This is a genomic window from Sphingomonas naphthae (assembly GCF_028607085.1).
Classification (GTDB): domain Bacteria; phylum Pseudomonadota; class Alphaproteobacteria; order Sphingomonadales; family Sphingomonadaceae; genus Sphingomonas_Q; species Sphingomonas_Q naphthae.
The window spans coordinates 384,467-410,407 of record NZ_CP117411.1 but is presented as its reverse complement, the minus strand read 5'-3'; the positions used below and the strand labels follow the sequence as shown (position 1 = coordinate 410,407).

Sequence of the window (25,941 nt, the reverse complement as noted above, 5' to 3'; positions counted from 1 at the left end):
CGATCAGGCTCCGTTGCGGACCCGCTCGTGGTGGCGGATCACCTCGTCGATGATGAAGCGCATGAAGGCTTCGGTGAAATCGGGATCGAGGTTGGCGGTGTGCGCCAGATCGCGCAGCCGGGCGATCTGGGTCTGCTCGCGGCCGGGATCGGCGGGGGGGAGGCCGGCCTCGGCCTTGTAGGCGCCCACCGCCTGCGTCACCTTGAACCGCTCGGCGAGCAGGAACACGAGCGCCGCATCGATATTATCGATGCTCTGCCGGTAGCCGGAAAGCCGCGCGTCGCTCATGGTCTGTCCCTCGAATCCCTGATCTTGGGGGACGCTTGTGTGGGCTTGGGGCGGCCCGTGCAACCCCGGCGATGGAGCACGCGCGCGATGCTTGCCTTTCGCCCGCCGAGCGACCAAAGCCCGGCCATGTCCTCCACCGGCAACAACGTCACCCGCCTGCCCACCGCGCGCGAGCCTTCGCTGAAACCGATCGTCGATCTGGTCGCGCAGGACATGAACGCGGTCAACGCCGTCATCCTCGCGCGGATGCAGAGCCAGGTGTCGCTGATCCCGGAGCTGGCCGGCCACCTGATCGCGGGCGGCGGCAAGCGGATGCGGCCGATGCTCACGCTCGCCTGCGCCCGGCTGCTCGATTATCAGGGCAATCGCCACCACAAGCTGGCCGCCTGCGTCGAATTCATCCACACCGCCACCCTGCTGCACGACGATGTGGTAGACGGATCGGGGATGCGGCGCGGCAAGCGCACCGCCAACCTCATCTGGGGCAATGCCGCCAGCGTGCTGGTCGGCGATTTCCTGTTCAGCCGCTCGTTCGAGCTGATGGTCGAGGATGGCTCGCTGCGCGTGCTGCGCATCCTCTCCAACGCGTCGGCCGTCATCGCCGAGGGCGAGGTCGATCAGCTGACCGCCCAGCGCAAGGTGGAGACCAGCGAGCAGCATTATCTCGAGATCATCGGCGCCAAGACCGCCGCCTTGTTCGCCGCCGCCTGCCGCATCGCCTCGGTCGTGGCGGAGCAGGAGGATGCGGTGGAGGAGGCGCTCGACGCCTACGGCCGCAACCTCGGCATCGCCTTCCAGCTGGTCGATGATGCGATCGACTATGTTTCGGACGAGGCGACCATGGGCAAGGACGTCGGCGACGATTTCCGCGACGGCAAGGTCACCCTCCCCGTCATCCTCGCCCACGCGCGCGGCGACGAGGCCGACCGCCGCTTCTGGCGCGACGCGATGGAGGGCCACCGCGTCTCCGACGCCGATCTCGCCCACGCCCAGTCGCTGATCGAAAGCACTGGCGCGCTGCGCGACACGCTCGGCCGGGCACGCCATTACGGCCAGCTCGCGATCGATTCGCTGGCCCGCTTCCCCCACGGCAAGGCGCGCGCCGCGCTGACTGAAGCGGTCGAATTCGCGATCGCGCGGGCGTATTAAGTAAACCGCCGTGCTCCGGCGCAGGCCGGAGCCCAGGGTTACAGGGCGCAGCGTGCGGGGCTCTGGGCTCCGGCCTGCGCCGGAGCACCGGGTGGGTTCAACCGTGCATGGATGGGGCTCAGCCCAGAACCGCCGCGCCCAACAGCAGCAACAGCTTCACGTCGATCACCATCCCCTCGGCGCGCTTGGCCTCGATATAGGCCGCGATCTCGGCCAGCGGCACGCGGTGGACGACGATGCCCTCGCCCTCGATCCCGCCGCCCGCGCCGATCTTCGTCAGATCATGCGCGCGCACCAGCGTGAAGGTCTCGGATACCATGCCCGGCGACGAGGCGAATTCGCCGATCGCCTCCATCCGCGCCGCTTCGTAGCCGGTCTCCTCGATCAGCTCGCGCGCGGCGGCGGCCTCGATCGCCTCGTGCGTGCCGTCGTCGCCGACGAGGCCGGCGGGCAGCTCCAGGCAGCGGCGGCGCAGCGGCACGCGATATTGCTCGACCAGCAGGATATGGTCGCCGTCACCGCCCGACCGGTCGATCGCGACGATCACCGCCGCATGGATGCCCCGCGCGCGGCCGACATATTCCCAGCGGCCCTGCTTCTTCGTGACGATGAAGCGGCCTTCCCACATCGTCTCGATCGGCGCGTCCGCGTCGGGTGGCAGGGGGGCGGGGGCGGGCTCGCCGCTCACAGCAGCACCAGCCGGTCGGGCATTTCGTTGGGGTCGTCTCCCGTGCGGGGGAAGTGGGTCGTCAGCACCGCGCCGATCCGCTCGACGGCGGCGACCATGCCGTCGCCCGGCTTGCCGACCTTGAGGCCCGCGATCAGCGCCGCCATCGCCTCGCCCCATTCCTCGGCGCCGACCTTCTCGTGGATGCCGCGATCGGCGACGATCTCGGCGCGATGCTCGGCGGCGGAGAGGTAGACCAGCACGCCATTGTGCGCGGCGGTGCGCTGTTCCGTGCCGACGCGGAAGGCGCGCAAGGCCGCCGCCCGCGCCCGCGTCGTCTTGACGATGCCCGGCACCAGCGCCAGCCGCAGCGGCCACCATTGGAGCAGCAGCCGGGTCGCGCCGAACTTCAGCGCGGCGATGGCGAGCAGGGTGGTGAGCAGTTCATGCTGGGTCAGCTCCGCCTCCCACCCCGCGAAGAGCCCGCGATACCAGACCAGCAGGCCGGGCCACACCGCGACGACGGCGAGCGCGAGGAACAGCACCAGCACGGCGTACCATGTAGCGATGTCGCCATAATCGTCGGAGCGTTCGGCGATGATCGTGGCGATCTCGCCATCGGTGCGCGCCTCGGCGGCGGTGACGGCGGCCGTGACCCGCGCCTGTTCCTGAGCGTTCAGCATGTCACCAGCTCCCCGACGATCCGCCGCCCCCGAAGGAGCCTCCACCGCCGCCGGTGAAGCCGCCGCCACCCCAACCTCCGCCGCCACCGCTGTCGCCGCCGGAGGAGGATCCGCCCCCGCCGCCCCAGCTACCGCCGCCATGATGGCGGCTGTCGTTCAGCGCGTCCCAGATGACGATCGCGGGCCAGATGCCGCTGTCGCCGCCGCTCCGCCGCCGCCCGCGCCGCCCGCGGAACATCGGCAGGATCACGAAGAGCAGGATGACGATCCAGATGATGATGCCGACGGGCATGCCGGCGCTGCGCTTGCGCTGTGAATCGAATTCCTTGGCGGCGGCCGCCGCCTTGGCGCGGGCCTGATCGTCGGGCAGGCGCAGCTGCGTCGCCAGCGCATCGACCCCGGCGTTGATACCGGCGGGCATGTCGCCCGCCTTGAATTCGGGCGTGATGGCGTTGCGGATGATGAGGCCGGAGAGCGCGTCGGTCACGATGGGGGTGAGGCCATAGCCCACCTCGATCCGCACCTTGCGCTCCTTGGGCGCGACCAGCAGGATCAGGCCGTTGTCGGCGCCCTTCAGGCCCACGCCCCATGCCCGGCCGAGCTGATAGCCGTAATCGGCGATGTCATAGCCTTGCAGATCGGGAATGGTCGCCACCACCAGTTGGTGGTTGGTGTCCTTCTGGAGCGTCTCCAGCTTGGTAATTAGCGCGGCTTCGTCGGCGGGCGACAGGATGTTGGCGGCATCCACCACCAGCCCCGTGAACTTCGGAAATTCCTGCGCGCGGGCCGGGGACAGCGCGAGGAGGGCGGTGGCGAGCAGGACGACCAGCGCCGTCCACCAGCGCAGGCGGAAGGCGGTCAGGCCCGGATTTGGTATCGCCATCACGCTTCACTCCCCGTTCGTCCCGAGCGAAGCCGAGGGACGTGCCCCAAGCGGGGCGTCAACGTGTCTCGACTCCGCTCGACACGAACGGCTGTTGATGCCGTTCGCTTCCGAGGATCAGAAATTCACCGTCGGCGCGGCTTCGGCGCCCGGCGTGGTCGCCTTGAAGGTCGTCATCGGCTTGGCGCCGTAGAACACCTTGGCGCCGATCGCGTCGGGGAAGGTGCGGATGCGGGTGTTATAGGCCTGCACCGCGCCGTTATAGTCGCGCCGGGCGATGGTGATGCGGTTCTCGGTGCCCTCCAGCTGATCCTGCAACGCCAGGAAATTCTGGTTCGATTTCAGATCGGGATAGGCTTCCTGCACCGCGAGCAGCCGGCCGAGCGACTGGCTGAGCGCGCCCTGTGCATTCTGGAACGCCTCCACCTTGGCCGGATCCTTAAGATCGTCGGCTGAAACCTGGATCGACGTGGCGCGGGCGCGGGCGTTGGTGACGTCCGTCAGCACCGTCTTTTCCTGCGTCGCATAGCCCTTCACCGTGTTGACGAGGTTCGGGATCAGATCGGCGCGGCGCTGATATTCGTTCTGCACGTCGGCCCACTTGGCCTTGGCATTCTCTTCGGCGGTCGGGATGGAATTCAGCCCGCAGCCGCCCAATGCCAGCGCCGCCGCCGGAACGAGGAGGGCGGGGGAAAGGCGGAGCTTGGCCATGCGGTTGATCCCTTCAGGAACGATCGTTGCGGGGGTGATGTAGGCGCATGAGGCACCGGCTTCAATGCGGGGTTGATTGCGAAACGTGTGCGCGCGAAAGTATCGGTGCGGCGGCGGCTCGCCCACGGGCGACAGCGGCGCGGGCGATCACGGGCGGAGGGCCAGCTATGCTCAAGGAATTCAAGAGTTTCATCGCGCGCGGCAACGTGCTGGACCTGTCCGTCGCGGTCATCATGGGCGCCGCCTTCGGCCGGATCGTCACCTCGCTGACCGACGACATCATCATGCCGGTGATCGGCAAGGTGACGGGCGACCTCGATTTCTCGAGCTATTTCGTTCGCCTCGGCGCGATTCCCGCCGATTATTCGGGCTCGTTGACCAGCTATGCCGATCTGAAGAAGGCGGGCGTGCCGCTGCTCGGCTTCGGCCAGTTCGCGACCGTCGCGATCAACTTCCTGATCGTCGCCTTCGTGGTGTTCCTGCTGGTCCGCTCGGTCGGCAAGCTGCTCGCCAAGCAGAAGGCCGAGGAAGCCGCCGCCCCCGCGCCGGCCGATCCCGCCGACGTGGTGTTGCTGCGCGAGATTCTCGAGGAGCTGAAGAAGCGGCCGTAACCAGCTCTTTCCAACGACCTGCGCGACCCCTATATCCCCTCTCGCCGGGGTACGCCCCGGCTATGGTGATAAATTGTATCGTGTTTGACGCAACGGACCCGGGGGCAGCACCCGGCGGCTCCACCAAAACCCGCCCGAAAGGACGGGCTCTGACGGGGCCGAAGTAGGATCGACGTGTGTACGAGTGCGGTATTTTTGCCCGGCGTGATTGAGCCGTTAAACCGATCAAAACCACAAGTGCCAACGATAACGAGGCGCTCGCGATTGCCGCGTAATCAAGGCCTAACGGCTTAGATTACAAGGCTTGAACGCGGTTCGGGCCGAACCGGGCAACAGAATCGGATTCCGGCGGCCGCCAGGGGGGCCGAGCAACAGAACCCCCTGGACCTTCTCGAAAGCGCGGGGCACCGAGCAACAGAAGCTCCCCACTTTCCATTCGTCATTGCGAGCGCAGCGAAGCAATCCAGCGCCGGACTGGATTGCTTCGCTGCGCTCGCAATGACGGGAGGGGCGTTACCCCCGAGGCAATTCCAGCCGCGCGACCGCCCCGCCGCCCGCCGCCGGGCCGAGCGTGAAGCCGCCGCCCAGTTGCCGCGCCAGGGTGGTCGCGATCCGCAGGCCGAGGCTTTCGGAGCGGGCCGGATCGAGGCCCTCGGCCAGCCCGCGCCCATCGTCTCGCAGGGTCAGCAGCACATGCCGGTCCTCCTGCGCCAGCCGGATCGCGATGCGGCCGGGGCGGGCGTCGCCGAAGCCATGCTCGATCGAATTGGCGATCGCCTCGGCCATGATGAGCGCCAGCGGGATCGCCGCGTCGGGATCGAGATCGATCGTCTCGTCGGCGTCGAGCGTCCAGACGATGTCGGTGCGGCCGGTCGCCTCGATCACGTCCACCGCCAGCCCGCGCAGGAAGGCGGCGAGGCCGATGCGCGCGCCCTCCGGATCGTGCAGCTGGCGGTGCAGCCGGCCGATCAGCCCCAGCCGCCGCGACGCCTCGTCGAGCGCCGCCCGCGCGCCCACGTCGGCGATGCCGCGCTTCTGGAGCGACAGGAGGGCGGCCACCACCTGAAGATTGTTCGAGATGCGGTGCTGCAATTCGCGGAACAGCAGGGTCGATCGCTCGGCCAGCACCCGGCTGCGTTCGCGTTCCGCCAGCAGGCGGCGGTTGGCGGCCTGCATCCAGTGGACCAGCGCGATATCGATCGCGACGACGGCGGTGTAGAAGCCCAGCGCCATCGGCGTCCCCGGCCCGATCGCGAAGCCGTCGGGCGGGATGAACAGCCCCCAGGCCGACAGCCCGCACAGCAGCCCCGCGAACACGCCCGGCCCCCGCCCGAACAGGAAGGAGGAGAGGATGACGGCTGGGAAGAAGGTGAGGAACGGATAGCCCGGCGGAAACCAGCCATCCAGCAGCCAGCGCAGCGCGCACGCCAGCAGCGACAGCAGCCCCGTGCACCCATAGGCCAGCGCCCGCCGCGTCGGCAGCAAGGGCAGGCGTTCGAGGAAGCGCGTGGGGGCGATCATGTCGCCACCGTATCAGTCGGCACCTCCAAGTCCATTGCGACAAATGGTGGCAGTGCCTAGATTTGTGGGATGGCGCACACCCACCAGCATACGATTCTCGATGGCGAGCCGCTGGCCGAGGCGGCGCAGGCGGCGCTCACCCGCGCGGGCGAGCAATGGACGCCGATGCGCGCCACCGTCTTCGCCGCGCTGGCGGCGCTCGGCCGCCCGGCCTCGGCCTATGACATCGCCGACGAAGTCTCGCAGCGGCAGGGGCGGCGGGTGCCGGCCAACAGCGTCTACCGCATCCTCGACCTGTTCGTGGCGGCCAATCTCGTCCAGCGGGTCGAGAGCGCCAACGCCTATATCGTCAACGCGCATCCGGCCTGCCGCCACGACTGCATGTTCCTGATCTGCGACGGGTGCGGCACGGTGACCCATCTCGACGAGGACAAGGTGACCGGCCCGCTGCGGACGGCGGCGGAAAGCGTGGGCTTCACGCCGACGCGGACGGTGCTGGAAGTGCACGGCCGCTGCGCCGCCTGCGCGGCGAACTGAGAGGTTTCTCCCTCGCCACCCTTAACCCGTTCGTCCTGAGCGCAGTCGAAGGACGTGTGGCCGGACGCCGCGCTTGTGGCACGCCCTTCGACTACGCTCAGGGCGAACGGGGGATGGACGGAGCAGAGGGTCGCGCATCGCCCCGCCGCTTATTGCGAACGATTGTCTTTCCTCCGTCACCCTGAGTGCCTATCCTCCGGCAAACCCAGGAGAATGCCGATGCGCTGGATGCCCGCCCTTTTGCTCGTGTCGCTCGCCTCGATCGCGGCGGCGCAGACTCCTGCGCCCCTCGCCCCGCCGATGATCCAGGTGATGGGCGTCGGCCGCGTCTCGGTGCCGCCCGATGTCGCCACCATCCAGTTCGAACTGCGCGGGGAGGGCGCGACCGCCGCCGCGGCCGGCACAACGCTGGCCGAAAAGCAGAGGGCGCTGGTCGCGGGCTTCGCGAAGCAATTCGCCAGGGCCAAGGTCGAGACGTCCAACACCGGCATTCAGGAGGCGCGCGCCAAGGCGTGCGACAATCAGACCTATCGCCCGCGCCTGTCGACCGGCGACTGCGCGATCGAGGGCTATATCTCGACGCTCACCAGCAGCGTGCGCATGGCCTCGCCCAAGGACGCCGCGACCGCCGCGTCGCTGCTCGGCTCGCTGGGCGCCACCAATGTCCGCCTGACCGGCTTCACCCTTGTCGACCGTACCGCCGCCGAACGCGCCGCGACCAAGGCCGCGCTGGCCGAAGCCCGCGCCGAGGCCGAGGCGATCGCGGCCGCCAGCGGCACGAAACTCGGCGCGCTCCTGCTGGTCCGCGACGGCAGCATGCCCTTCTACCAGGCGGATATGATGCGCTCCGACATCATCGTTTCCGCGAACGCCGCCCCACCGCCGCCGCCCCCGCCCCCGCCCCCGTTCGCGGTGGAGGTGACGCCCCGCCCGATCGACGTCGAGGTGCGGCTGGCGGTGAGCTATCTGATCGGGGGGTAACCCTCCCATGGTCGCAGGGGACGGCGCGCCCGGCGCATCGCCCTTGCGACTCTGCCCCGCCATCCCCAAAAAGGCGCGCATGATATCCTTCCCGGCGGGCATCCGCCTGATGCCGTCGCCGTATTCGCTCGTCCTCGCCCTGCTGCTCGGCGGCCTGGTCGCCGCGCCGGCGTGGGCGCAGGACAGTATCGAGCATGACGAGCCGGCCCCCGCCGCCGCCAAGCCCGGCGACCCCAAGAGCGAGGCCGCCGCCGCAATGGCGCGCGGGGCCACCGCCGAGGCGCTGTCGCGCTATCTGCGCGCGCTCGCCATCAATCCGCGCGATCTGGAGGCGCTGACCGGTGCGGGGCGCGCGGCGGTCGAGATGGATGATCCCGAGACCGCCATCGCCTTCTACGCCCGCGCCGAGGAGATCGCGCCGAAGGACGGGCGGGTGAAGGCCGGGCTGGGCGCGGCGATGGTGCGCCAGCGCAACCCGCGCGCCGCGCTGCGCTTCTTCGACGAGGCGACCGACGCGGGCGTGCCCGTCGCCGACGTCGCCGCCGATCGGGGCCTGGCCTATGATCTGCGCGGCGAGACTAAAAAGGCGCAGGCCGATTACCAGCTGGCGCTGGCCGCCCGCCGCGATCCCGAGACGATCCGCCGGCTGGCGCTGTCGCAGGCGATGGCGGGCGATCGGGATGGCGCGCTGGCGACGCTCGATCCCCTGCTCCGCAAGCAGGACGTGCCGGCCTGGCGCGCCCGCGCCTTCGTGTTCGCGATCGTCGGCGATGTCGCCAAGGCCAAGGAGGCCGCCGCGCTGGTGATCCCGCAAAGCCAGGCCCGCGCGCTGGAACCCTATCTCGAACGCATCTGGCCCCTGAAGCCGGCCGAGAAAGCGGCGGCGGTGCATTTCGGCTATCTGCCGGCCGGCACGCTGCAACTGGCGGTGCAGACGCCCCCGCCGCCGGTGGTGCTGGCCAAGCCGGCGGTGGAGACGGGCCGGCGACGGCGGGGGGCCGCGCCGACGGTATGGGCGGCGGCGGAGGTTCCGAAGCCTGCGCCCAAGGTTGCGAAGCCGGCGGTCGAGCGAGCGAGCCCAGTGGCCGAAACCCCCAAGCCGGCCGCCGAAGCACCGAAGCCGGCCGCGCCTGTTGCCACGCCGCCGGTGCAGGTCGCGATGTCCGCGCCGGTCGAGCGGGTCCGGCGGGGCCGGGATGGGGAGCCGGTGCGTTCGCGCCAGCCCGCTACCGTTTCCGCACCCGCACCGTCCACCGCCTCTGCCCCCTCCACTCCGTTCGTCCCGAGCGCAGTCGAGGGACGCGCCCCAAGCGCACCGCACGCCTCCCGTCCCTCGACTACGCTCGGGACGAACGGGGGAGTTGGGGTGAGCGGGCAGGTGCAACCAGCGCCGGTACCGACTCAGGTACAGCCCGAGCCGGCTGTGGCGGTCGAGCCGCCCAAGCCCGTCCCCGCGCCGTCGTCGCCCGTCTCGCCCGATTTCGTCCGCGTCACCGCGTCGGTCGCGCAGGCCGTTGCCAAGCCGGTTGCCGAAACTCCTCCACCGGCCGCGACGCCCACCCCCGCGCCGGTCGAAACCGCCGCCGTCGATACCGCCCGGATCGAGGCCGAAGCCAAAGCCGCCGCCGAGGCGAAGGCCAAGGCGGACGCGCTCGCCGCCGCGAGGGCCAAGGCCGCCGCCGACGCCAAGGCCGCCGCCGACGCCAAGGTCGCGGCCGATGCCAAGGCGGCGGCCGACAAGGCCAGGGCCGACAAGCTCGCCGCCACCAAGGCCGCCGAAGCCAAGGCGAAGGCCGATGCGGAAAAGGCCGAGAAGGCGAAGCTCGCCAGGATCGAAAAGGCCAATCCCGAACGCTATTGGGTGCAGGTCGCGGGCGGCGCGAACAAGGCGACATTGCCCAAGGCGTGGGCCGCGCTGGTCGAGAAATATCGGAAGCTCCTCGCCGGCCGCAGCCCCTCGACCGTCCACTACCGCTTCACCAACCGCCTGATGATCGGCCCGTTCAAGAGCGACGACGAGGCGCAGGCGTGGGTCAATACCGCCACCAAGGCCGGCTTCTCGACCTTCCCGGTCAAGACCGAGGCGGGTGAGACGGTGGAAAAGGTGCCGGCGAAGTAATGTGTTCGACTGCAATCCTTCCCTTGGCGGAGGAGGATTACGGAAGCGGAATCGCCATGAACTGCGTAACCCCCTCGACGGATCGACCGCGCGCCGCCAAGGCAGACGCGTGACGCGCGCCCTCGCTCCCTACGCCTCCGATCCCGCGCGCAGCCGGGGCCGGCAACATGCCCGCGCCGGCGACGGCACGCGGGGGCCGCGCGACGAATTCCAGCGCGATCGGGACCGGATCATCCATTCGATCGCCTTCCGCCGGCTGCGCCACAAGACGCAGGTGTTCGTAGCGCCCGACGGCGATCATTTCCGCGTGCGGCTGACGCACAGCCTGGAGGTCGCGCAGATCGGCCGCACCATTGCGCGCGCGCTGGGGCTGAACGAGGATCTGACCGAGGCGCTGTGCCTCGCGCACGATATCGGCCACCCGCCCTTCGGCCACGCCGGGGAGGAGGCGCTGGGCGAGGCGACGGCGGGGGCAGGCGGCTTCGATCATAACGCCCATACGCTGCGGCAGCTGGCGGTGCTGGAGAGCCCCTATCACGATCATCCCGGCCTCAACCTGACGTGGGAGACGCTGGAGGGGCTGGCCAAGCATAACGGCCCGGTGCGGGCGCCGACATGGGCGCTGGCCGAGATCGACGCGGCCTTTCCGCTTGAATTGTCGGGCCATGCCTCGCTGGAGGCGCAGGTCGCGGCGCTGGCCGACGACATCGCCTATGACAATCACGACATCGACGACGGCATCCGCGCCGGGCTGATCTCGTTCGAGGATGTGCTGGGCGAGGCGCTGCCGGCGGCGACCTGGGATGCGGTGCGGGCGCGCTATCCCGATGCGCCGGCCGGCGAATTGCAGGGCGAGTTCGTCCGCGAACAGATCGGTCGGATGGTGAACGACCTGATCGCCGAGACGCGCGCGCGTCTGGCCGAGGCGAAGCCCGCCGATGCCGATGCGGTGCGCGCGGCGGGCCGGCCGCTGGTAGGCTTCTCCCCCGCCATGGCCGAGGCCGAGCGCGGCCTGAAACGCTTCATGTACGCCCGCCTCTACCACCATCCGCGCCAGCTGGAGATCGCCGAGGGCGCGCGCGGGGTGATCGAGCGACTGGCAGCGGCCTATCGCGCCGATCCGTCGCTCTTGCCCGAGGATTGGCTGGCGCGCCTGCCGGAACATGATCCGCAGCGCACGCGCCACATCGGCGATTTCATCGCGGGGATGACCGACCGCTACGCGCTCGCCCGTCACCGCGCGCTGATCGGCCCGGTGGATTTGCCGGACGGTTTCTAGGCGGCACCAGCCCGCACCCCCACCCGGCCTCCCATTCAGAATATGCTATGGGAGGCCGGGTGGGGGTGCGGGCTGGTGCCGCCCATCCGCGTGAGCGGATCAAACGCTAAGCAGCGCCCGGCGTAAAGCCCATCGCCACGCCGTTCATGCAATAGCGCAGGCCCGTCGGCCGGGGCCCATCGTCGAACACATGGCCAAGGTGGCCGCCGCAGCGGGCGCAATGGACTTCGGTGCGGGCCATGCCGATCAGATGATCGGTGCTGGTGCCGACCGCCTTGGGCAAGGGCTGGTAGAAGCTCGGCCAGCCCGTGCCGCTGTCGAATTTGGTGCGCGAGGAGAAGAGGCGGTTGTCGCAGCCGGCGCAGGTGAAGGTGCCGGCGCGATGCTCGTCGTTCAGCGGGCTGGTATAGGCTCGCTCGGTACTGGCCTGCCGCAGCACGGCATAAGCCGGCGCTGGCAATTTCTTGCGCCATTCGGCGTCGCTCAGCATCACCGGATAATGCGGCGCGGGCGCGCTCCCGGCCCACCGGCTGGCCACCAATCCGGTGGCCAGCGCCGCCACCCCGGATACCATCATCGTGCGTCGCGTCAGCATGATCACCATATGGCGATGCGCAGTTGATTTTCAACGGCCCGGCCACCCGTTCCACCCACGAGCCACCATCCGTCAGCCCGGCCCGCACCGTCATGCGGCTGAGAGCGCACCGTACGAGCTACAGACTTCAACAGTCCTTTACGATACGCGAAACAGGAGATCGAAATGCAGCAGGCCGTCTTCCAGATCACCAGCACGCACGACCGCATCATTCCGCCCATGCCAGATATCCATGAGATGGCCAGCGCTCCGGCATGGCGTGAAGGAACCGTCCTTTTCAACCAGCTCCACTTGATTTGTCATCTGAAAGATACGTTCCGCAAGCGCCAGGGGCTCGGTATGGGCATTCGACCGAAGGCATCTCGGGTTGAATTCGCACAAGACCAGCGGTTTATGCTTCGCCATGATTTCGTTTAGACCTTCCAGGGCAAACGGCTCATGGCCCTCGATGTCGATCTTGATGAAATTCACACGAGGTTCGTTTTGGAGCAGATCGTCCACGCGAACCGACTGCGTCAAACGGCCACCAACGCTGGCGGAAACCAGATATGTATTCGAATGACCCTGCATCGAGAAAATACCGGCCGCATTCGATGCGGCAAAGGGGAACATCGTTACATTGCTGAAACCGTTCAGAAGAACACCCTGCAGAAAACGTTGCACATTATCCTGATTGGGCTCGAAGGCAAACTCCCGGCCGCCCTGCCCGACGATCGACGCCGCATGAAAGCTCATGATTCCGACATTTGCGCCGACATCGACGAAGACGTCATCAGCATTCAGATTTTGGCGTATGGCCTGGAGAATGTGCGGTTCCCACACGCCATCACGCGCGATCGCCCGGCCGAACTCTGGCTCCTCCGGATCGACAACCACCTTCAGGCCATAAACCTCAACGGACTCCAGCTGTCTCGCGCTCTTCTGCCGATATTCCTCGCAGTCCGTGACGCCGCTGATTAGATCATTAAAGTCAAAAGACTCACTTCTGGATTTCTGCAAAAAATGCTGAAGACCACCCTCGTCGGGCTCTCTGTTCAAAAATATCCGATATGCCGCACGGATATCCAACTCGCCTACACGGGCGGTTGAGGTTGGCGCGGTTTCCTCCTTAAAAGACTTTCGATGTTCCAAATCTGACAGGCGCTGCTCGATCAACGTCAGCCGCTCAGATATTTCAGTCATCAATCTGGTCCCGAATCACGATTGGTATCATGGCTAATGCCACTGGCGTAAGCCCGCAAGGCCGGCGATCATCGGATCATCCGGCAAGCGGCGTAATCGAGGCAGTTGATGGATCCCTATCGTCCGGGACCGAATGACCGCTGAGCGCCACCGGGCGGCAGCCGCTCCCGCGCGCCGTGTGACGCACGCGGATACGATCACTCCGCAATTCGGCATCATCGTAAGTCAGATCGTATCAACGGAGAGAGGCCGCGTCGCCAGCCAGATCGTGTAGCCCTCGTCCTCCTCTTCGGAGATGGCCTGGATGTTGATAGCTTCCACGCCGAAGCCCGCGAGGTCCAGGCGGGTGGTGAAATCGGCGTCGCTGTAGCCGGACCAGATGCCGAGGATGCCGCCGGGGCGCAGCGCGGCGAAGGCGGCGCGCAGGCCCCAGTTGCAATAGAGGCGGTCGTTGGCGAGGCTGATCATCCCGTCCGGCCCGTTATCGACATCGAGCAGGATCGCGTCGAAACCCTCGGTCTCAGCGACGATCACGTCGTGCACGTCGGCGATCCGCACCGTCACGCGCGGATCGGCGAGGTGGCCGCCGAACAGGTGGGAGAGGATGCCGCCGGCCCACTCGACGATCTTGGGGACCAGTTCGGCCACCACCACCTCCGCGTCGCCCGGCAGCGTCTCCAGCGCGGCGCCGAGGGTGAAGCCCATGCCGAGCCCGCCGATCAGCACGCGGCGACGGCCCGGCCCCAGCCGCGCGCAGGTGAGCGTGGAGAGCGCCTGTTCGGAATGCTGGACCTGGCTGCCCATCAGTTCGTCACCCAGGAAACGGATCGAATAATCGTCGCCCCGGCGCAGCAGGCGCAATTCGCCGCCGCCGGGGATCGGGGCGACATCGACCAGTTCGATCCGCTCGTCCGGCATCGCGGCGTAGGAGCCGATCAGCGCGGCGCCGGGCGTGGCGCGGGCCACGGCGACGGGGGCGGAAAGGCGGCGGGCCTTGTCGATGGCGCGATCATGCCGCTTGTTGGCGGTGCGTAGCTGGGCCATGGGGTGTCCTGTCGAAAATATCACGGCGTTGTCGGCCGGATTGGCACCCGTCACGCGTTTACGGTGCCAGCGAAGGTCATGTTTTGCCCCGCATGACAAGACGTGGCCGACAACAATTTCAATAACTGCTAAGGAATACGAGACGATGGCAGGCTTCACCGCCCCCGATTTGAACCAGCGCGCCGCCGCCGCCCGCGCCGCCAAAGAGCGTATGCTGGAAAAGTTCAAGAACAAGCCGCCGATCGACGAGGCGACCGTCGCCGCCCGCCAGGCCGCCCGCGCCGCGCGCGAGCAGGCCGAGGCCGAGAAGCGCGCCGCCAAGAAGGCCGCCCAGGAAGAGGCCAAGGCCGCCCGCGCGGCGAAGGCCGCCGAAGCCAAGCCCGCGCCCAAGCCGACGCTGACCCCCGAGGAAGCCAAGGCGCTGCGCGACGCGCGCTATGCCGCGCGCAAGCAGCGCAAGGGCTGAGGCCGGGCCCAGGGACTGACGGGAACGGGGCCGGGCGCGCCCGACGGCGGCGTCAACGCTTCGTCGCGGCCCCGCCCCCGTTCAACCCCGTTCACAGCCCCTTTGGGATTTGATACCATCCGGTCCCATGGCAGCCGGAGCCCCTTCTTGATCCAGAGACGTGTCCGGGCGGGCATCACGGGGCTGGCCTGCGTGTTCCTGATCGTGCTGATGGCCGCCGCCTTCCTCAACATCGCGCGCGATCGCGGCGACGGGGACGATATCGGCGCCAACATGGCGGCCGGAAACACCATCGCGGTCGAGGCGCCCAAGGATCCGCTCGCCGAACTGGGTGTCGCGCCCGATGCGGCGCCAGAGCCGGTCCAGGTCGCGCCGAATCAGGTCGCCCCGCCCGCGCCGAAGGCCGCGCCGGCCCGCTGATCGTTACGTTTCCGGTATAAACCGTCCACGGGAAAGCCTTGCCTTTTCCCATGACTTATCCACAGACCCATCCATATAGACAAAAGGCGAACGACGGCTGAATTGCGCCATTTTCATCTTGGGCGAAGGAACCACAACGAACCGGATTACTCACAGGCTGGACCATCAAATACCATTGAAAACCATGTAGTGGTTTGGTATCCCAATGCTGCGGGGGCGAAAGGGCGCTTGTTCCCCTGCGTGGAGGCTTGGACCCGCCCCACGCAGGGGAGCTAAGCCTGGGCCGACCCCGCCAAAGGGGTCCGCACTTGGAAATCACTGATTTCTTTCTTGGCAATGCGCTGAACGCGGTCGACGTGAAGGGGCGTGTGTCCCTTCCCGCCGATTTCCGCGCCGTCGTTGAACGGCGCGGCCGGGCGGCTGTGCGCGCGGGCCAGGAAGCGACCGACAAGACCTTCGTCTACATCGGCGATCACGAGCGCCACTCGTGCCTGCAAGCCTATGATTCGACCTACCAGCAATTCCTGTTCGAAGGGCTGAGGAAGCGCGTCGAGAAGGGCGGCGAGGACGAACTGGCGGCGCTCGACGACGCACAGCAGGGCGCGTTCGGCGCGATGCTGACCGTGGCGTTCGACGGCGCCGGCCGCATGGTGCTGCCCCAGTCGCTGCGCGGCCTGATGGGGATCGGCGACCTCGCCTTCTTCATCGGCGCCGGCCAGACCTTCCAGATCTGGGATCCCAAGACGTTCCTCGCCGAGCAGGCCGACAATGTCCGCGCCTGCCGGATGCTGAAGTACATGCTGGGCGAGAAGGGGATCACGCTGTGAGCCTCGCCCCCGGCACCGCCCCGCACATCCCCGTCCTGCTCGACGAGGTTCTCGCCGGCCTCGCGATCCAGCCGGGCGAGACGCATGTCGACGGCACGTTCGGCGCGGGCGGCTATACAAGGGCGATGCTGGCGGCCGGCGCGCGCGTCGTCGCGTTCGATCGCGATCCCGACGCCATCGCCGAGGGCCAGCCGCTGGTCGACGCCAGCGAGGGCCGGCTGACCCTGGTGCCCGCCCGCTTCTCCACGCTGGACGCGGCGCTGGCGGAGCGCGGGCTGGGCGCGGTCGAGGGCGTGACGCTCGATATCGGCGTATCCTCGATGCAGCTCGACCGGGCCGAGCGCGGCTTCTCCTTCCAGTCGGACGGGCCGCTCGACATGCGGATGGAGCAGGAAGGCGAGAGCGCCGCCGACTTCGTCAACGAGGCCGACGAGGGCGAGATCGCCGACGTGCTGTTCCATCTGGGCGAGGAGCGCCAGTCGCGCCGTGTCGCCCGCGCGATCGTCGCGGCGCGCCCGATCGGCCGCACCGGCGAGCTGGCGACGGTGATCCGCCGCGCGCTCGGCTATCGCGAGCATGACAAGAAGGATCCGGCGACCCGCAGCTTCCAGGCGATCCGCATCCATCTCAACCGCGAGATGGAGGAGCTGGAAGAGGGCCTCGCCGCCGCCGAGCGGGCGCTGGCGCCCGGCGGGCGGCTGGCGGTCGTGTCGTTCCACTCGCTGGAGGACCGGATCGTCAAACGCTTCCTGAAAGAGCGTTCGGGCGCCACCCCGGCCGGATCGCGCCACCTGCCGCAGCAGGCGGCCGGCGCCGAACCCAGTTTCGAGGCGGTCGCCAAGCCCGTCCGCGCCAGCGAGGCCGAACTCGCCCGCAACCCCCGTTCCCGTTCCGCCACCCTGCGCGTCGCCCGGCGCACGGCGGCCTCGCCCTGGGCCAGCAAGAAGGCAGCCGCCCGATGATCGCGTCCCGCTTCCGTTCGGTGTGGATGGTCGGCCTCGTCGCGGGTGCGGCGCTGGGCTGCTATCTCGTGTCGCAGCGGGTCGCCACCGAGCGTGCCGCGCTGTTCCGGCTGGATCGCCAGATCTTCGCCGCCGAGCGCGACATCCGCACGCTTTCGACCGAGATCGCCGCGCGCAGCCGCCTGCCCCAGCTGGAAAAGTGGAACGTCTCGGTGCTGGGCCTCACCGCGCCGGGGGCGCACCAGTTCCTCGACAGCGAGATTCGCCTCGCCGCGCTGGACGGCGGGCAGGCGATGGTGCCGCAGCAGCGCGTGATGGGTGATCCCGACGCGGTCCGCACCGTATCCTTCACCCCCGCCCCGCCCGCGCCGGTGGTGGCGCCGCAGCCCAATATCGTGACCGTCTCGGCGCCCGTCGCGCCCAAGGCCGCGCCCGCCCCGGCGGCGCCCGAGCCGATGCTGCGCCAGGCGACCTTCGTGCGCGCCAAGCCGAGCGCGCTGGCGCCTTCGCCCGAGCCGATGCACGCGTCCGTCACCAAGGTGGCGATGACCACCGTCGCCACGCCCGCCAAGGCGCCGGCGCGCTCCCTCTCGCTGCTGCCCGACGACATCGGCGATCTCGCCGCGATCGAGCGCGGCGCCGGCATGGACAAGCCCCGCCGGCGATGACCACCCTCGCCGTCCGCCCCAGCCTGTTCCGCAAGGTCGCACCGCCGCAGGCCCCCGCGCAGGCCCGGCCGGATCGCGCCGCCGTCACCCAATATCGGCTGATGGTGGTGATGCTGATGTTCATCGGCATCACCATCGCCATCGGCCTGCGCCTCACCTATCTGCTCGCCTTCGAGGGGCGGCCCGTCGCCGCCGCCGGCACGGGCGGCCTCGCGCTGCCGCGTTCGGACATCATCGATCGCAACGGCATGGTGCTGGCGACGACGCTGAACGCCTGGTCGATCGCGGTGCAGCCGGCCAAGATCGTCGGCGACAAGCGGATCGTGGCGCGCGAACTCGCCCGGCTGATGCCGGAAAAGAGCGAGGCGGACTATTTCCGCCTGCTCAACAGCCGCAAGACCTTCATCTATATCCGCCGCCGCGCGGTGCCCGATCTGATCGCGGCGGTGAACGCCATCGGCGAGCCCGGCATCGCCTTCGGCCGCGAGCCGGACCGCCTCTATCCGCAGGGCGATCTGGGCGCGCACATCATCGGCTACACCGATCTCGACGCCAAGGGCACCGGCGGGGTGGAGGGCAGTTTCGAGAAGCGCCTGATCGATCCGGCGCTCCGCAAGCAGCCGCTCCAGCTGGCGATGGACGCGCGCGTCCAGCAGGCGCTGGAGCATGAGCTGTTCAGCGCGATGCAGCATTTCAGCGCGATCGGCGCGGCCGGCGTGGTGCTGGACGTGAAAACCAGCGAGGTCGTGGCGCTGGCCTCGCTGCCCGAACTCAACCCCAACGCGCCCGGCAAGGGCACCGACGACGCGCGCTTCAACCGCGCCACGCTCGGCGTGTACGAGCTGGGATCGACCTTCAAGCCCTTCACCGTGGCGATGGCGATGGACGCGGGCGTGGTGAACAGCTTCGGCCAGATGTACGATTGCCCGCGCGGGCTGAAGGTCGGCCGCTTCACCATCACGGACACCCATCCCTTCGGCCGCCGCTGTTCGGTGGCGGAGATCATGAAGGAATCGTCGAACATCGGCACCGCGCAGATCGCGGCCGAGGTGGGCGCCGCCCGCCAGCGCGAATTCCTGCGCCGGATGCATTTCCTAGAGCCCGTCTCCGTCGAGCTGCGCGAGAAGGGCCGCACGCTCAACCCCGGTGCCAACTGGGGCCAGATCGCGACGATGACGGTGGGCTACGGCCACGGCATCGCCGTCTCGCCGCTTCATCTGGCGACCGGCTACGCGACCCTGTTCAACGGCGGCGTGTGGCGCCCGGCGACGGTGCTGCGGCGCGGCCCCGGCAACCCGCTGCCCGCCGGCGAGCAGGTGTTCACCGAGGCCACCTCGCAGAAGATGCGCGCGCTGCTGCGCCTGGTCGTTACCAACGGCACCGGCAAGAATGCCGACGCCCCCGGCTACCGGGTCGGCGGCAAGACGGGCACCGCCGAGAAGATCGTGGGCGGCCGATACACCCATAGCGCGGTCGTGACGAGTTTCGCGGGCGTGTTCCCGATGGACGATCCCCGCTATGTGGTGATCGCGATGCTCGACGAACCCAAGGCCACCAAGGAAACCTACGGCTTCCACACCGCCGGCTGGAACGTCGCGCCGGTCATCAAGAAGGTCGTCGCCCGCATCGGGCCGCTGCTCGGCGTCAATCCCGACATGGGCCGCGAAGTCGATCTGACGGACGTGCTGCGCTACGTTCAGGAAGAGAAGAAGGGGCACTGATCCATGCGTCTCGGCGATCTCGTTGAGGCGGCAGGCATCGAGGTCGTTCCCACCGGGGGCGCCCTCGACGGCCGTGTCACCGGCTTTGCGATCGATCATCGCAAGGTGGCCCCCGGCACCGTCTTCGGCGCCTTCCGGGGGCTGAAGTTCGATGGCGAGAATTTCATCGACGCCGCCATCGCCGCCGGCGCCGCGGCGATCGTGACCCGGCCCGAGGCGCAGGTGACGGGCGCGCCGCACATCGCCGACGCCGAACCGCGCCGCGCCTTCGCGAAGCTGGCGGCCGCCTTCTTCAAGCCCTTCCCCGCCACGACGGTCGCGATCACCGGCACCAACGGTAAGACATCGACCGCCGAACTGACCCGCCAGCTGTGGCGGCTGGCCGGGCACAGCGCCGCCTCGATTGGCACGCTCGGAGTCACCACGGCCGACGATCAGGTCTCGACCGGGCTGACCACGCCCGACGTGGTGACCTTCCTCGCCAACATGGCGGGGCTCGCGCGCGAGGGGGTGAGCCATGCCGCGTTCGAGGCGTCCAGCCATGGCCTGTCGCAATTCCGCATCGAGGGGCTGCCGGTGCGCGCCGGCGCCTTCACCAACCTCAGCCGCGACCATCTCGACTATCATGTCACGATGGAAGCCTATCTGGAGGCCAAGCTGCGCCTCTTCACCGAAGTCGTCGATCGCGACGGCACGGCGGTGGTGTGGGCCGACGACGCCGTCTCCGCCCGCGTCGCCGAACTCGCGCGCGAGCGGGGGCTGGGCCTCATCACGGTCGGCACCAAGGGCGAGACGCTCAGGCTGGTCGACCGCGAGGCAACCCAGCTCGGCCAGACGCTGACGATCGAGGCCGAGGGGCGCACCCATCAGGTGAAGCTGCCGCTGATCGGCGCCTATCAGGCCGCCAATGCGCTGACCGCCGCCGGCCTCGTCATCGCCACGGGGGGCGATGTCGCCGCGACCTTCGCGAACCTCGCCCGCGTCCAGCCGGTGCGCGGGCGGCTGGAGCGCGCGGTCATCAGCCGGGCGGGCGCGCCGGTCTATGTCGATTACGCCCACACGCCCGACGGGCTGGAAGCCGCCATCGCCGCGCTGCGCCCCCATGCGCGCGCCCGGCTGATCGTGGCGTTCGGCGCGGGCGGCGACCGCGACAAGGGCAAGCGCCCCGAGATGGCCGCCATCGCCGCCAAGGGCGCCGAGGTGGTGATCGTCACCGACGACAACCCCCGCACCGAGGATGCCGCCCAGATCCGCCGCGACGTGCTGGCGGGCGCGCCGGACGCCACCGAGATCGGCGACCGCCGCGCGGCCATCGCGGCCGCGATCGGGCAGGCCGGCGCGGACGATATCGTGCTGATCGCCGGCAAGGGGCATGAGCAGGGGCAGATCGTGGGCGATCGGGTGCTGCCGTTCGATGACGTGAGCGTGGCGCGGGAGTGCGCGGCGTGAGGGGTATCGCTCTTCTTCTCCCCCTCCCCTTCAGGGGAGGGGGCCGGGGGGTGGGGCAGTCTGCCCTCCTTGTCTCGATCCCAGCCGGACTGCCCCACCCCAACCCCTCCCCTGAAGGGGAGGGGCTTGAATGAGTCTTTGGACATCACAGGCCATCGCCACCGCCACCGCCGGCACAGTCTCCACCGACTTCACCGCCACCGGCGTCGCTTACGATTCCCGTGAGGTCGGCCCCGGCGACCTGTTCGTGGCGCTCAAAGGCGAGAGCACCGACGGCCACCGCTTCGTCGGCCAGGCCTTCGCGCAAGGCGCCGCCGCCGTCCTTGTCTCCGACCCCGTCGATGGCCCGCACGTCCGCGTCGCCGACACCACCGCCGCGCTCGATGCGCTCGGCGCCGCCGCCCGTGCCCGCACCGCCGCGCGAATCATCGGCGTCACCGGATCGGTCGGCAAGACGGGCACCAAGGAGGCGCTGTTCGCCTGCCTCGATCGCACCGCGCCGGGCCGCGCGCATCGCAGCCTCAAGAGCTACAACAACCATGTCGGCGTGCCGCTCAGCCTGTCGCGGATGGCCGCCGACACGCGCTTCGGCATCTTCGAGATGGGGATGAACCATGCCGGCGAGCTGGCGCAGCTGACCCAATTGGTCCGCCCGCACGTCGCGATCGTCACCGCCATCGCCCCGGCGCACCGCGCCTTCTTCGCCAGCGACGAAGAGATCGCCGATGCCAAGGGCGAGATCTTCGCCGGGCTGGAGCCGGGCGGCGTCGCGCTGGTCCCTTATGACAGCGCGCACCGCGACCGGCTGATCGCCGCCGCCGAGCCCTATGCCGCGCGCATCGTCACCTTCGGCCTGTCGAAAGAGGCCGACGTCCATCCCGATTACCAGCACACGACCGACAAGGGCACGCTCGTCTCGGCCAGGGTCGGCGAGATCGAGCTGACCTTCACCCTCGCCCCGCCCGGCGACCATTGGCTGGCCAATGCGATGGCGGTGCTGGGCGCGGTGCAGGCGGTGGGGGGCGATCTCGCCGCCGCCGGGCTGGCGCTCGCCGAACTGCCCGGCCTGCCGGGGCGCGGCCGGCGGCTGCATGTGCCGATCGCCAGCGGCGAGGCGCTGCTGATCGACGAAAGCTACAACGCCAACCCCGCCTCGATGGCGGCCACGCTCGCCGTTCTCGGCCGCACCCCCGGCCGGCGCATCGCCGTACTGGGCGACATGAAGGAATTGGGCGAGGAGAGCCCCGCCTTCCACGCGGCGCTCGCCGCACCGCTCGCCGCCGCCGGCGTCTCGACCGCGATCCTCGTCGGCGAGAATATGGCGGCGCTCGCCGAAGCCCTTGAGGGCCGCGCCGATTTCGCGCATGTGCCCGACGCTGCGCGCGCCATCGAGGCGCTCAAGGCGATGTTGGCCCCCGGTGACGCGGTGCTGGTCAAGGGATCGAACTCAATGGGCTTGAGCCGCGTGGTCGCCGCGCTCGCCCCGGAAGACTGCTGATGCTCTATCTCCTCGCCGAACATCTCGGCTTTCCCGGCCTGTTGAACCTCATCCGCTACATCACCCTGCGCGCGGGCGCGGCGGCGGTGACGGCGCTGGCGATCGGCCTCATCATCGGCCCGCGCTTCATCGGCTGGCTGCGGGTGCGGCAGGGCAAGGGCCAGCCGATCCGCGCCGACGGGCCGCAGACCCATCTCGCCAAGGTCGGCACGCCCACCATGGGCGGGCTGATGATCCTGGCCGCCGTGACCGCATCGGTGCTGCTGTGGATGGACCTGTCGAACAGCTACACCTGGGCCTGCCTGCTGGTAACGCTGGGCTTCGGCCTGATCGGTTTCCTGGACGATTACGACAAGGTCAAGAAACGCCACCATGCCGGGCTGAAGGGGCGCACCCGCCTGTTGCTGGAATTCATCATCGCCGGCATCGCCGCCTGGATCATCCTCCACGGCAGCGCGATCTCGACCGAGCTGTACGTGCCCTTCTACAACGGGCCGGTGATCGATCTCGGGCCGTTCTACGTGGTGTTCGCGGCCTTCATCATCGTCGGCTTCGGCAATGCGGTGAACCTGACCGACGGCCTCGACGGGCTCGCCATCATGCCGGTGGTGATCGCGTCCCTCGCCTTCTTCGTGATCGTCTACATGGTCGGCAACGCGAAGTTCGCGGCGTACCTCGGCATCCCGCACGTTCCGGGCGCCGGCAATCTCGTGATCCTGACCGCCGCGATCATCGGCGGGGGCCTGGCCTTCCTGTGGTTCAACGCCCCGCCCGCCGCCGTCTTCATGGGCGATACCGGCAGCCTCGCCCTCGGCGGCGCGCTGGGCACGATCGCGGTGGTGGCGCATCACGAGATCGTGCTGCTGATCGTCGGCGGCCTCTTCGTGCTGGAGACCGTGTCTGTTATCCTCCAGGTCTTCTTCTACAAGAGGACGGGCAAGCGCATCTTCCGCATGGCGCCGATCCACCACCATTTCGAGCAGCTCGGCTGGTCCGAGCCGACCGTCGTGATCCGTTTCTGGATCATCAGCTTCGTGCTGGCGCTGGCGGGGCTCGCCACGCTCAAGCTCAGGTGATCGTCAGCCCGGCCTTCGCGGGGCGGCGCTACGGCGTCCTCGGCCTCGCCCGGTCGGGGCTGGCGACCGTGCGCGCGCTGCTGGCGAGCGGCGCCGAGGTGGTCGCGTGGGATTCGAACGAGGCCGCCGTCGATGCGCTGGCGGCGGAGTTCGCCAGCGAGGGCGCGCGGCTGATGCTCGCCGACTTCACCGCATGGGACGATCTTCGCCGCATGACCGCGATCGTCGTATCGCCGGGCGTGCCGCTCAACCGCCATCCGCTGAAGCCCCGCGCGGACGCGCAGGGCGTGCCGGTGATCGGCGATATCGAACTGTTCTCGCAGGCCCGGCCCGACCTGCCAGCCCACCGCATCGTCGGCATCACCGGCACCAACGGCAAATCGACCACGACGGCGCTGATCCACCACATTCTCGAAAGCGCGGGCTATGACGCGCGGCTGGGTGGCAACATCGGCCTGCCCATATTGGGGCAGGAACCGCTGGCGGCGGGCGGCATCTATGTGCTGGAACTGTCGAGCTACCAGATCGACCTGAGTTTCAGCCTCGATTGCGACGTGGCGGTGCTGCTCAACATCACGCCCGACCATCTCGACCGCTATGACGCGGGCTTCGCCGGTTATGCCGCCGCCAAGGCGCGCCTGTTCACCATGCAGGATGTCGCCCACGAGGCCGTGATCGTGGTGGACGACGACGTGACCCGCCTGATCGCAGTCAACGAGCGCACCCGCCGCGATGGCTCCGGCCACCTCTCGCTGGTGCGCGGCGCGGATGCGGCGGGCCAGCAGGCGTGGCCGGCGCTGCAAGGCCCGCACAACGCGCAGAACGCCGCCGCCGCCATCGAAGCCTGCCGCGCGCTCGACGTGCCCGAGGCCGCGATCGCCGCCGGCCTCGCCACCTATCCCGGCCTGCCCCACCGTATGGAGCGGGTCGCGCAGATCGATGGCGTCCTCTACGTCAACGACAGCAAGGCGACCAACGCCACGTCGGTCGCCCCCGCGCTCGCCGCCTACAAGGGCATCCACTGGATCCTGGGCGGGGTCGCCAAGACGGCCGAGCTGGACGCCTGCGAGCCCCATTTCGATCATGTCCGCGCGGCCTATACGATCGGCGATGCCGGGGCGATGTTCGCCCGGCTGCTGGCGGGCAAGGTGCCGGTGGACGAATGCCACACGCTCGACGCCGCGATCGAGGCGGCGGCCGAGGCGGCGCGGCCCGGCGAGGTGGTGATGCTCTCCCCCGCCTGCGCCTCGTTCGATCAATATCGGGATTACGAGCATCGCGGCGCCGCCTTCCGCGTCGCCGTCGCGCGGCTGATGGACGCCCCCCGCGAGGCACCGGCCCCGTGACGACCGAGGCCCGCATGACCCCGGCGCGCCAGCGCGCCGCCGAGCGCCGCCAGCTGCGCGGGCGCGGCGCGCGCCTCGGCCGCGCCGACCGCACCGCGCTGGGCCGCTGGTTCTGGGAGATCGATCGCGTCCTGCTGCTGCTGGTGACCGTGCTGATCGGCATCGGCCTGATCGCGGTCGCCGCCGCCTCGCCGGCCTCGACGCAACGCTATTCGGGCGCGACGCTTACCTTGCCGCCGCTCTATTATTTCTACCGCCAGCTCATGTGGATCGTCCTGTCCACGCCGGTGATGATCGGCGTGTCGATGCTGCCCAAGTCGCTTGCCCGGCGCGGCGCGCTGGCGGGCTGCGCGATCTTCCTGCTGATGCTGATCGCGGTGCCGCTGTTCGGCTTCGAGGTGAATGGCGCGCAGCGGTGGATATTGTTCGGCCCGATCCAGGTGCAGCCATCAGAATTCCTGAAACCCCTCCTCACCGTCACCTTCGCCTGGCTGCTGTCGCTGCGCGTGAAGGATGAGAAACTGCCCGTGTCGTGGATTTCGGCGGGCATCCTGCTGGTCGTGGCGGCGCTGCTGATGAAGCAGCCCGATTTCGGCCAGACGGTGATTTTCTGCGCGGTGTGGGTGACGCTCCTCACCCTGTCGGGCGCGCCGATCAAGCTGCTGGGCGCGCTCGGCGCGCTCGGGGCGACCGGGGTGGTATGCGCCTATCTCTTCTATTCGGTCGCGCGCATCCGCATCGACGGTTTCCTCCACGGCAAGGGCGACACCTACCAGACCGACAGCGCCCATGCGACGCTCACCAACGGCGGGCTGATCGGGCGCGGGCCGGGCGCGGGCACGATGAAGTTCCGCCTGCCCGAAGCGCATACCGATTACATCTTCTCGGTGATCGGCGAGGAATTCGGGCTGATCGCCTGCGTCGCCATCGCCTGCATCTATCTCGCGATCGTCGTCCGCGTGTTCGTGAAGCTCTTGAACGAGGAGGATGATTTCACCCTGCTCGCGTCGGCCGGCCTCGTCTGCCAGTTCGGCTTCCAGGCGATCATCAACATGATGGTGAACGTCCAGCTCGCCCCGTCGAAGGGCATGACCCTGCCGTTCATCTCCTATGGCGGCTCGTCGATGCTGGCGCTGTCGATCGGCTTCGGGCTGCTGCTGGCCTTCACCCGCCAGAACCCCTATCTGAAACGCTCGCCTTATGTCGTGAAATGGAGCGGCCGTTGAACGGTGGTGTGCCTGTCGTCCGTCGTCACTTC

General features: G+C 68.9%; 26 protein-coding genes and 1 other RNA gene. 18 read left to right on the top strand and 9 right to left on the bottom strand.

Annotation, left to right across the window (positions count from 1 at the left end; genetic code table 11):
* Window positions 1–3: 3 nt before the first annotated feature.
* On the bottom strand, window positions 4–288 hold the full coding sequence (locus PQ455_RS02070; protein WP_273688757.1) for a chorismate mutase: 285 nt from the start codon (window positions 286–288) through the stop codon (window positions 4–6).
* Window positions 289–414: 126 nt separating this feature from the next.
* Between PQ455_RS02070 and PQ455_RS02065 the strand changes: the two genes are divergently transcribed.
* A complete protein-coding gene (locus tag PQ455_RS02065; protein ID WP_273691187.1) occupies window positions 415–1,437 on the top strand; it encodes a polyprenyl synthetase family protein in 1,023 nt (340 codons plus the stop codon).
* A gap of 118 nt (window positions 1,438–1,555) precedes the next feature.
* On the opposite strand, the gene PQ455_RS02060 is transcribed toward PQ455_RS02065, so the two are convergent.
* The 4 genes from PQ455_RS02060 to PQ455_RS02045 form a co-directional block, all read right to left on the bottom strand.
* A complete protein-coding gene (locus PQ455_RS02060) occupies window positions 1,556–2,065 on the bottom strand; it encodes an NUDIX hydrolase (protein WP_273691185.1) in 510 nt (169 codons plus the stop codon).
* Between the two features lie 56 nt (window positions 2,066–2,121).
* Window positions 2,122–2,787 carry a TPM domain-containing protein gene (locus PQ455_RS02055; protein ID WP_273688755.1) on the bottom strand — a complete coding sequence of 222 codons (666 nt, stop codon included), beginning with the start codon at window positions 2,785–2,787 and terminating at the stop codon, window positions 2,122–2,124.
* 1 nt (window position 2,788) lies between these two features.
* Window positions 2,789–3,670, bottom strand: a complete 882-nt coding sequence (locus tag PQ455_RS02050; RefSeq protein ID WP_273688753.1) for a TPM domain-containing protein — start codon at window positions 3,668–3,670, stop codon at window positions 2,789–2,791.
* A gap of 117 nt (window positions 3,671–3,787) precedes the next feature.
* Window positions 3,788–4,381: a LemA family protein gene (locus tag PQ455_RS02045; RefSeq protein ID WP_273688751.1), complete on the bottom strand. Its 594-nt coding sequence runs from the start codon at window positions 4,379–4,381 to the stop codon at window positions 3,788–3,790.
* A 167-nt stretch (window positions 4,382–4,548) separates the two neighbouring features.
* On the opposite strand from PQ455_RS02045, the gene mscL reads away from it, so the two are divergent.
* Window positions 4,549–4,992 carry a large conductance mechanosensitive channel protein MscL gene (gene mscL, locus PQ455_RS02040; protein ID WP_273688749.1) on the top strand — a complete coding sequence of 148 codons (444 nt, stop codon included), beginning with the start codon at window positions 4,549–4,551 and terminating at the stop codon, window positions 4,990–4,992.
* A gap of 3 nt (window positions 4,993–4,995) precedes the next feature.
* Window positions 4,996–5,339: a transfer-messenger RNA gene (gene ssrA / locus PQ455_RS02035) on the top strand.
* Window positions 5,340–5,505: 166 nt separating this feature from the next.
* On the opposite strand, the gene PQ455_RS02030 is transcribed toward ssrA, so the two are convergent.
* A complete protein-coding gene (locus tag PQ455_RS02030; protein WP_273688747.1) occupies window positions 5,506–6,513 on the bottom strand; it encodes a sensor histidine kinase in 1,008 nt (335 codons plus the stop codon).
* Window positions 6,514–6,582: 69 nt separating this feature from the next.
* Between PQ455_RS02030 and PQ455_RS02025 the strand changes: the two genes are divergently transcribed.
* The 4 genes from PQ455_RS02025 to PQ455_RS02010 all read left to right on the top strand — a co-directional run bounded on the left by PQ455_RS02025 (window position 6,583) and on the right by PQ455_RS02010 (window position 11,429).
* Window positions 6,583–7,050 carry a Fur family transcriptional regulator gene (locus PQ455_RS02025; protein ID WP_273688745.1) on the top strand — a complete coding sequence of 156 codons (468 nt, stop codon included), beginning with the start codon at window positions 6,583–6,585 and terminating at the stop codon, window positions 7,048–7,050.
* Between the two features lie 219 nt (window positions 7,051–7,269).
* Window positions 7,270–8,031 carry an SIMPL domain-containing protein gene (locus PQ455_RS02020; RefSeq protein ID WP_273688744.1) on the top strand — a complete coding sequence of 254 codons (762 nt, stop codon included), beginning with the start codon at window positions 7,270–7,272 and terminating at the stop codon, window positions 8,029–8,031.
* Between the two features lie 79 nt (window positions 8,032–8,110).
* Window positions 8,111–10,150 (top strand): SPOR domain-containing protein, encoded by a 2,040-nt coding sequence (locus tag PQ455_RS02015; protein ID WP_273688742.1) that lies wholly within the window; start codon window positions 8,111–8,113, stop codon window positions 10,148–10,150.
* A gap of 109 nt (window positions 10,151–10,259) precedes the next feature.
* On the top strand, window positions 10,260–11,429 hold the full coding sequence (locus PQ455_RS02010) for a deoxyguanosinetriphosphate triphosphohydrolase (protein WP_273688740.1): 1,170 nt from the start codon (window positions 10,260–10,262) through the stop codon (window positions 11,427–11,429).
* Window positions 11,430–11,535: 106 nt separating this feature from the next.
* Here the strand turns inward: PQ455_RS02010 and msrB are convergent, their stop codons facing one another.
* The 3 genes from msrB to PQ455_RS01995 all read right to left on the bottom strand — a co-directional run bounded on the left by msrB (window position 11,536) and on the right by PQ455_RS01995 (window position 14,250).
* Window positions 11,536–12,006 (bottom strand): peptide-methionine (R)-S-oxide reductase MsrB, encoded by a 471-nt coding sequence (msrB, locus tag PQ455_RS02005; protein WP_273688739.1) that lies wholly within the window; start codon window positions 12,004–12,006, stop codon window positions 11,536–11,538.
* A gap of 156 nt (window positions 12,007–12,162) precedes the next feature.
* A complete protein-coding gene (locus PQ455_RS02000) occupies window positions 12,163–13,206 on the bottom strand; it encodes an FkbM family methyltransferase (RefSeq protein WP_273688737.1) in 1,044 nt (347 codons plus the stop codon).
* A 225-nt stretch (window positions 13,207–13,431) separates the two neighbouring features.
* Complete coding sequence (locus PQ455_RS01995) at window positions 13,432–14,250, bottom strand: polyamine aminopropyltransferase (RefSeq protein WP_273688735.1); 819 nt, start codon at window positions 14,248–14,250, stop codon at window positions 13,432–13,434.
* Window positions 14,251–14,395: 145 nt separating this feature from the next.
* Between PQ455_RS01995 and PQ455_RS01990 the strand changes: the two genes are divergently transcribed.
* The 11 genes from PQ455_RS01990 to PQ455_RS01940 all read left to right on the top strand — a co-directional run bounded on the left by PQ455_RS01990 (window position 14,396) and on the right by PQ455_RS01940 (window position 25,909).
* A complete protein-coding gene (locus tag PQ455_RS01990) occupies window positions 14,396–14,716 on the top strand; it encodes a DUF6481 family protein (RefSeq protein WP_273688733.1) in 321 nt (106 codons plus the stop codon).
* Between the two features lie 147 nt (window positions 14,717–14,863).
* Window positions 14,864–15,136 carry a hypothetical protein gene (locus tag PQ455_RS01985; protein WP_273688731.1) on the top strand — a complete coding sequence of 91 codons (273 nt, stop codon included), beginning with the start codon at window positions 14,864–14,866 and terminating at the stop codon, window positions 15,134–15,136.
* A gap of 308 nt (window positions 15,137–15,444) precedes the next feature.
* Window positions 15,445–15,963: a division/cell wall cluster transcriptional repressor MraZ gene (locus tag PQ455_RS01980; RefSeq protein WP_273688730.1), complete on the top strand. Its 519-nt coding sequence runs from the start codon at window positions 15,445–15,447 to the stop codon at window positions 15,961–15,963.
* Entirely contained in the window at window positions 15,960–16,925 is a 966-nt protein-coding gene (rsmH, locus tag PQ455_RS01975) for a 16S rRNA (cytosine(1402)-N(4))-methyltransferase RsmH (protein ID WP_273688729.1), read from the top strand. The genes PQ455_RS01980 and rsmH overlap by 4 nt, the downstream gene beginning before the upstream one ends.
* Entirely contained in the window at window positions 16,922–17,593 is a 672-nt protein-coding gene (locus tag PQ455_RS01970; RefSeq protein ID WP_273688728.1) for a hypothetical protein, read from the top strand. The genes rsmH and PQ455_RS01970 overlap by 4 nt, the downstream gene beginning before the upstream one ends.
* A complete protein-coding gene (locus PQ455_RS01965; protein WP_273688726.1) occupies window positions 17,590–19,314 on the top strand; it encodes a peptidoglycan D,D-transpeptidase FtsI family protein in 1,725 nt (574 codons plus the stop codon). Before PQ455_RS01970 ends, PQ455_RS01965 begins: the two co-directional genes overlap by 4 nt.
* A 3-nt stretch (window positions 19,315–19,317) precedes the next feature.
* Window positions 19,318–20,763 carry a UDP-N-acetylmuramoyl-L-alanyl-D-glutamate--2,6-diaminopimelate ligase gene (locus tag PQ455_RS01960; RefSeq protein ID WP_273688724.1) on the top strand — a complete coding sequence of 482 codons (1,446 nt, stop codon included), beginning with the start codon at window positions 19,318–19,320 and terminating at the stop codon, window positions 20,761–20,763.
* Between the two features lie 130 nt (window positions 20,764–20,893).
* Complete coding sequence (locus tag PQ455_RS01955) at window positions 20,894–22,261, top strand: UDP-N-acetylmuramoyl-tripeptide--D-alanyl-D-alanine ligase (RefSeq protein ID WP_273688723.1); 1,368 nt, start codon at window positions 20,894–20,896, stop codon at window positions 22,259–22,261.
* Complete coding sequence (gene mraY / locus PQ455_RS01950) at window positions 22,261–23,337, top strand: phospho-N-acetylmuramoyl-pentapeptide-transferase (RefSeq protein WP_273688722.1); 1,077 nt, start codon at window positions 22,261–22,263, stop codon at window positions 23,335–23,337. The genes PQ455_RS01955 and mraY overlap by 1 nt, the downstream gene beginning before the upstream one ends.
* On the top strand, window positions 23,334–24,683 hold the full coding sequence (gene murD / locus PQ455_RS01945; protein ID WP_273688720.1) for a UDP-N-acetylmuramoyl-L-alanine--D-glutamate ligase: 1,350 nt from the start codon (window positions 23,334–23,336) through the stop codon (window positions 24,681–24,683). The genes mraY and murD overlap by 4 nt, the downstream gene beginning before the upstream one ends.
* Window positions 24,684–24,697: 14 nt before the next feature.
* On the top strand, window positions 24,698–25,909 hold the full coding sequence (locus PQ455_RS01940) for an FtsW/RodA/SpoVE family cell cycle protein (protein ID WP_273691477.1): 1,212 nt from the start codon (window positions 24,698–24,700) through the stop codon (window positions 25,907–25,909).
* The last annotated feature ends 32 nt before the right edge of the window (window positions 25,910–25,941 follow it).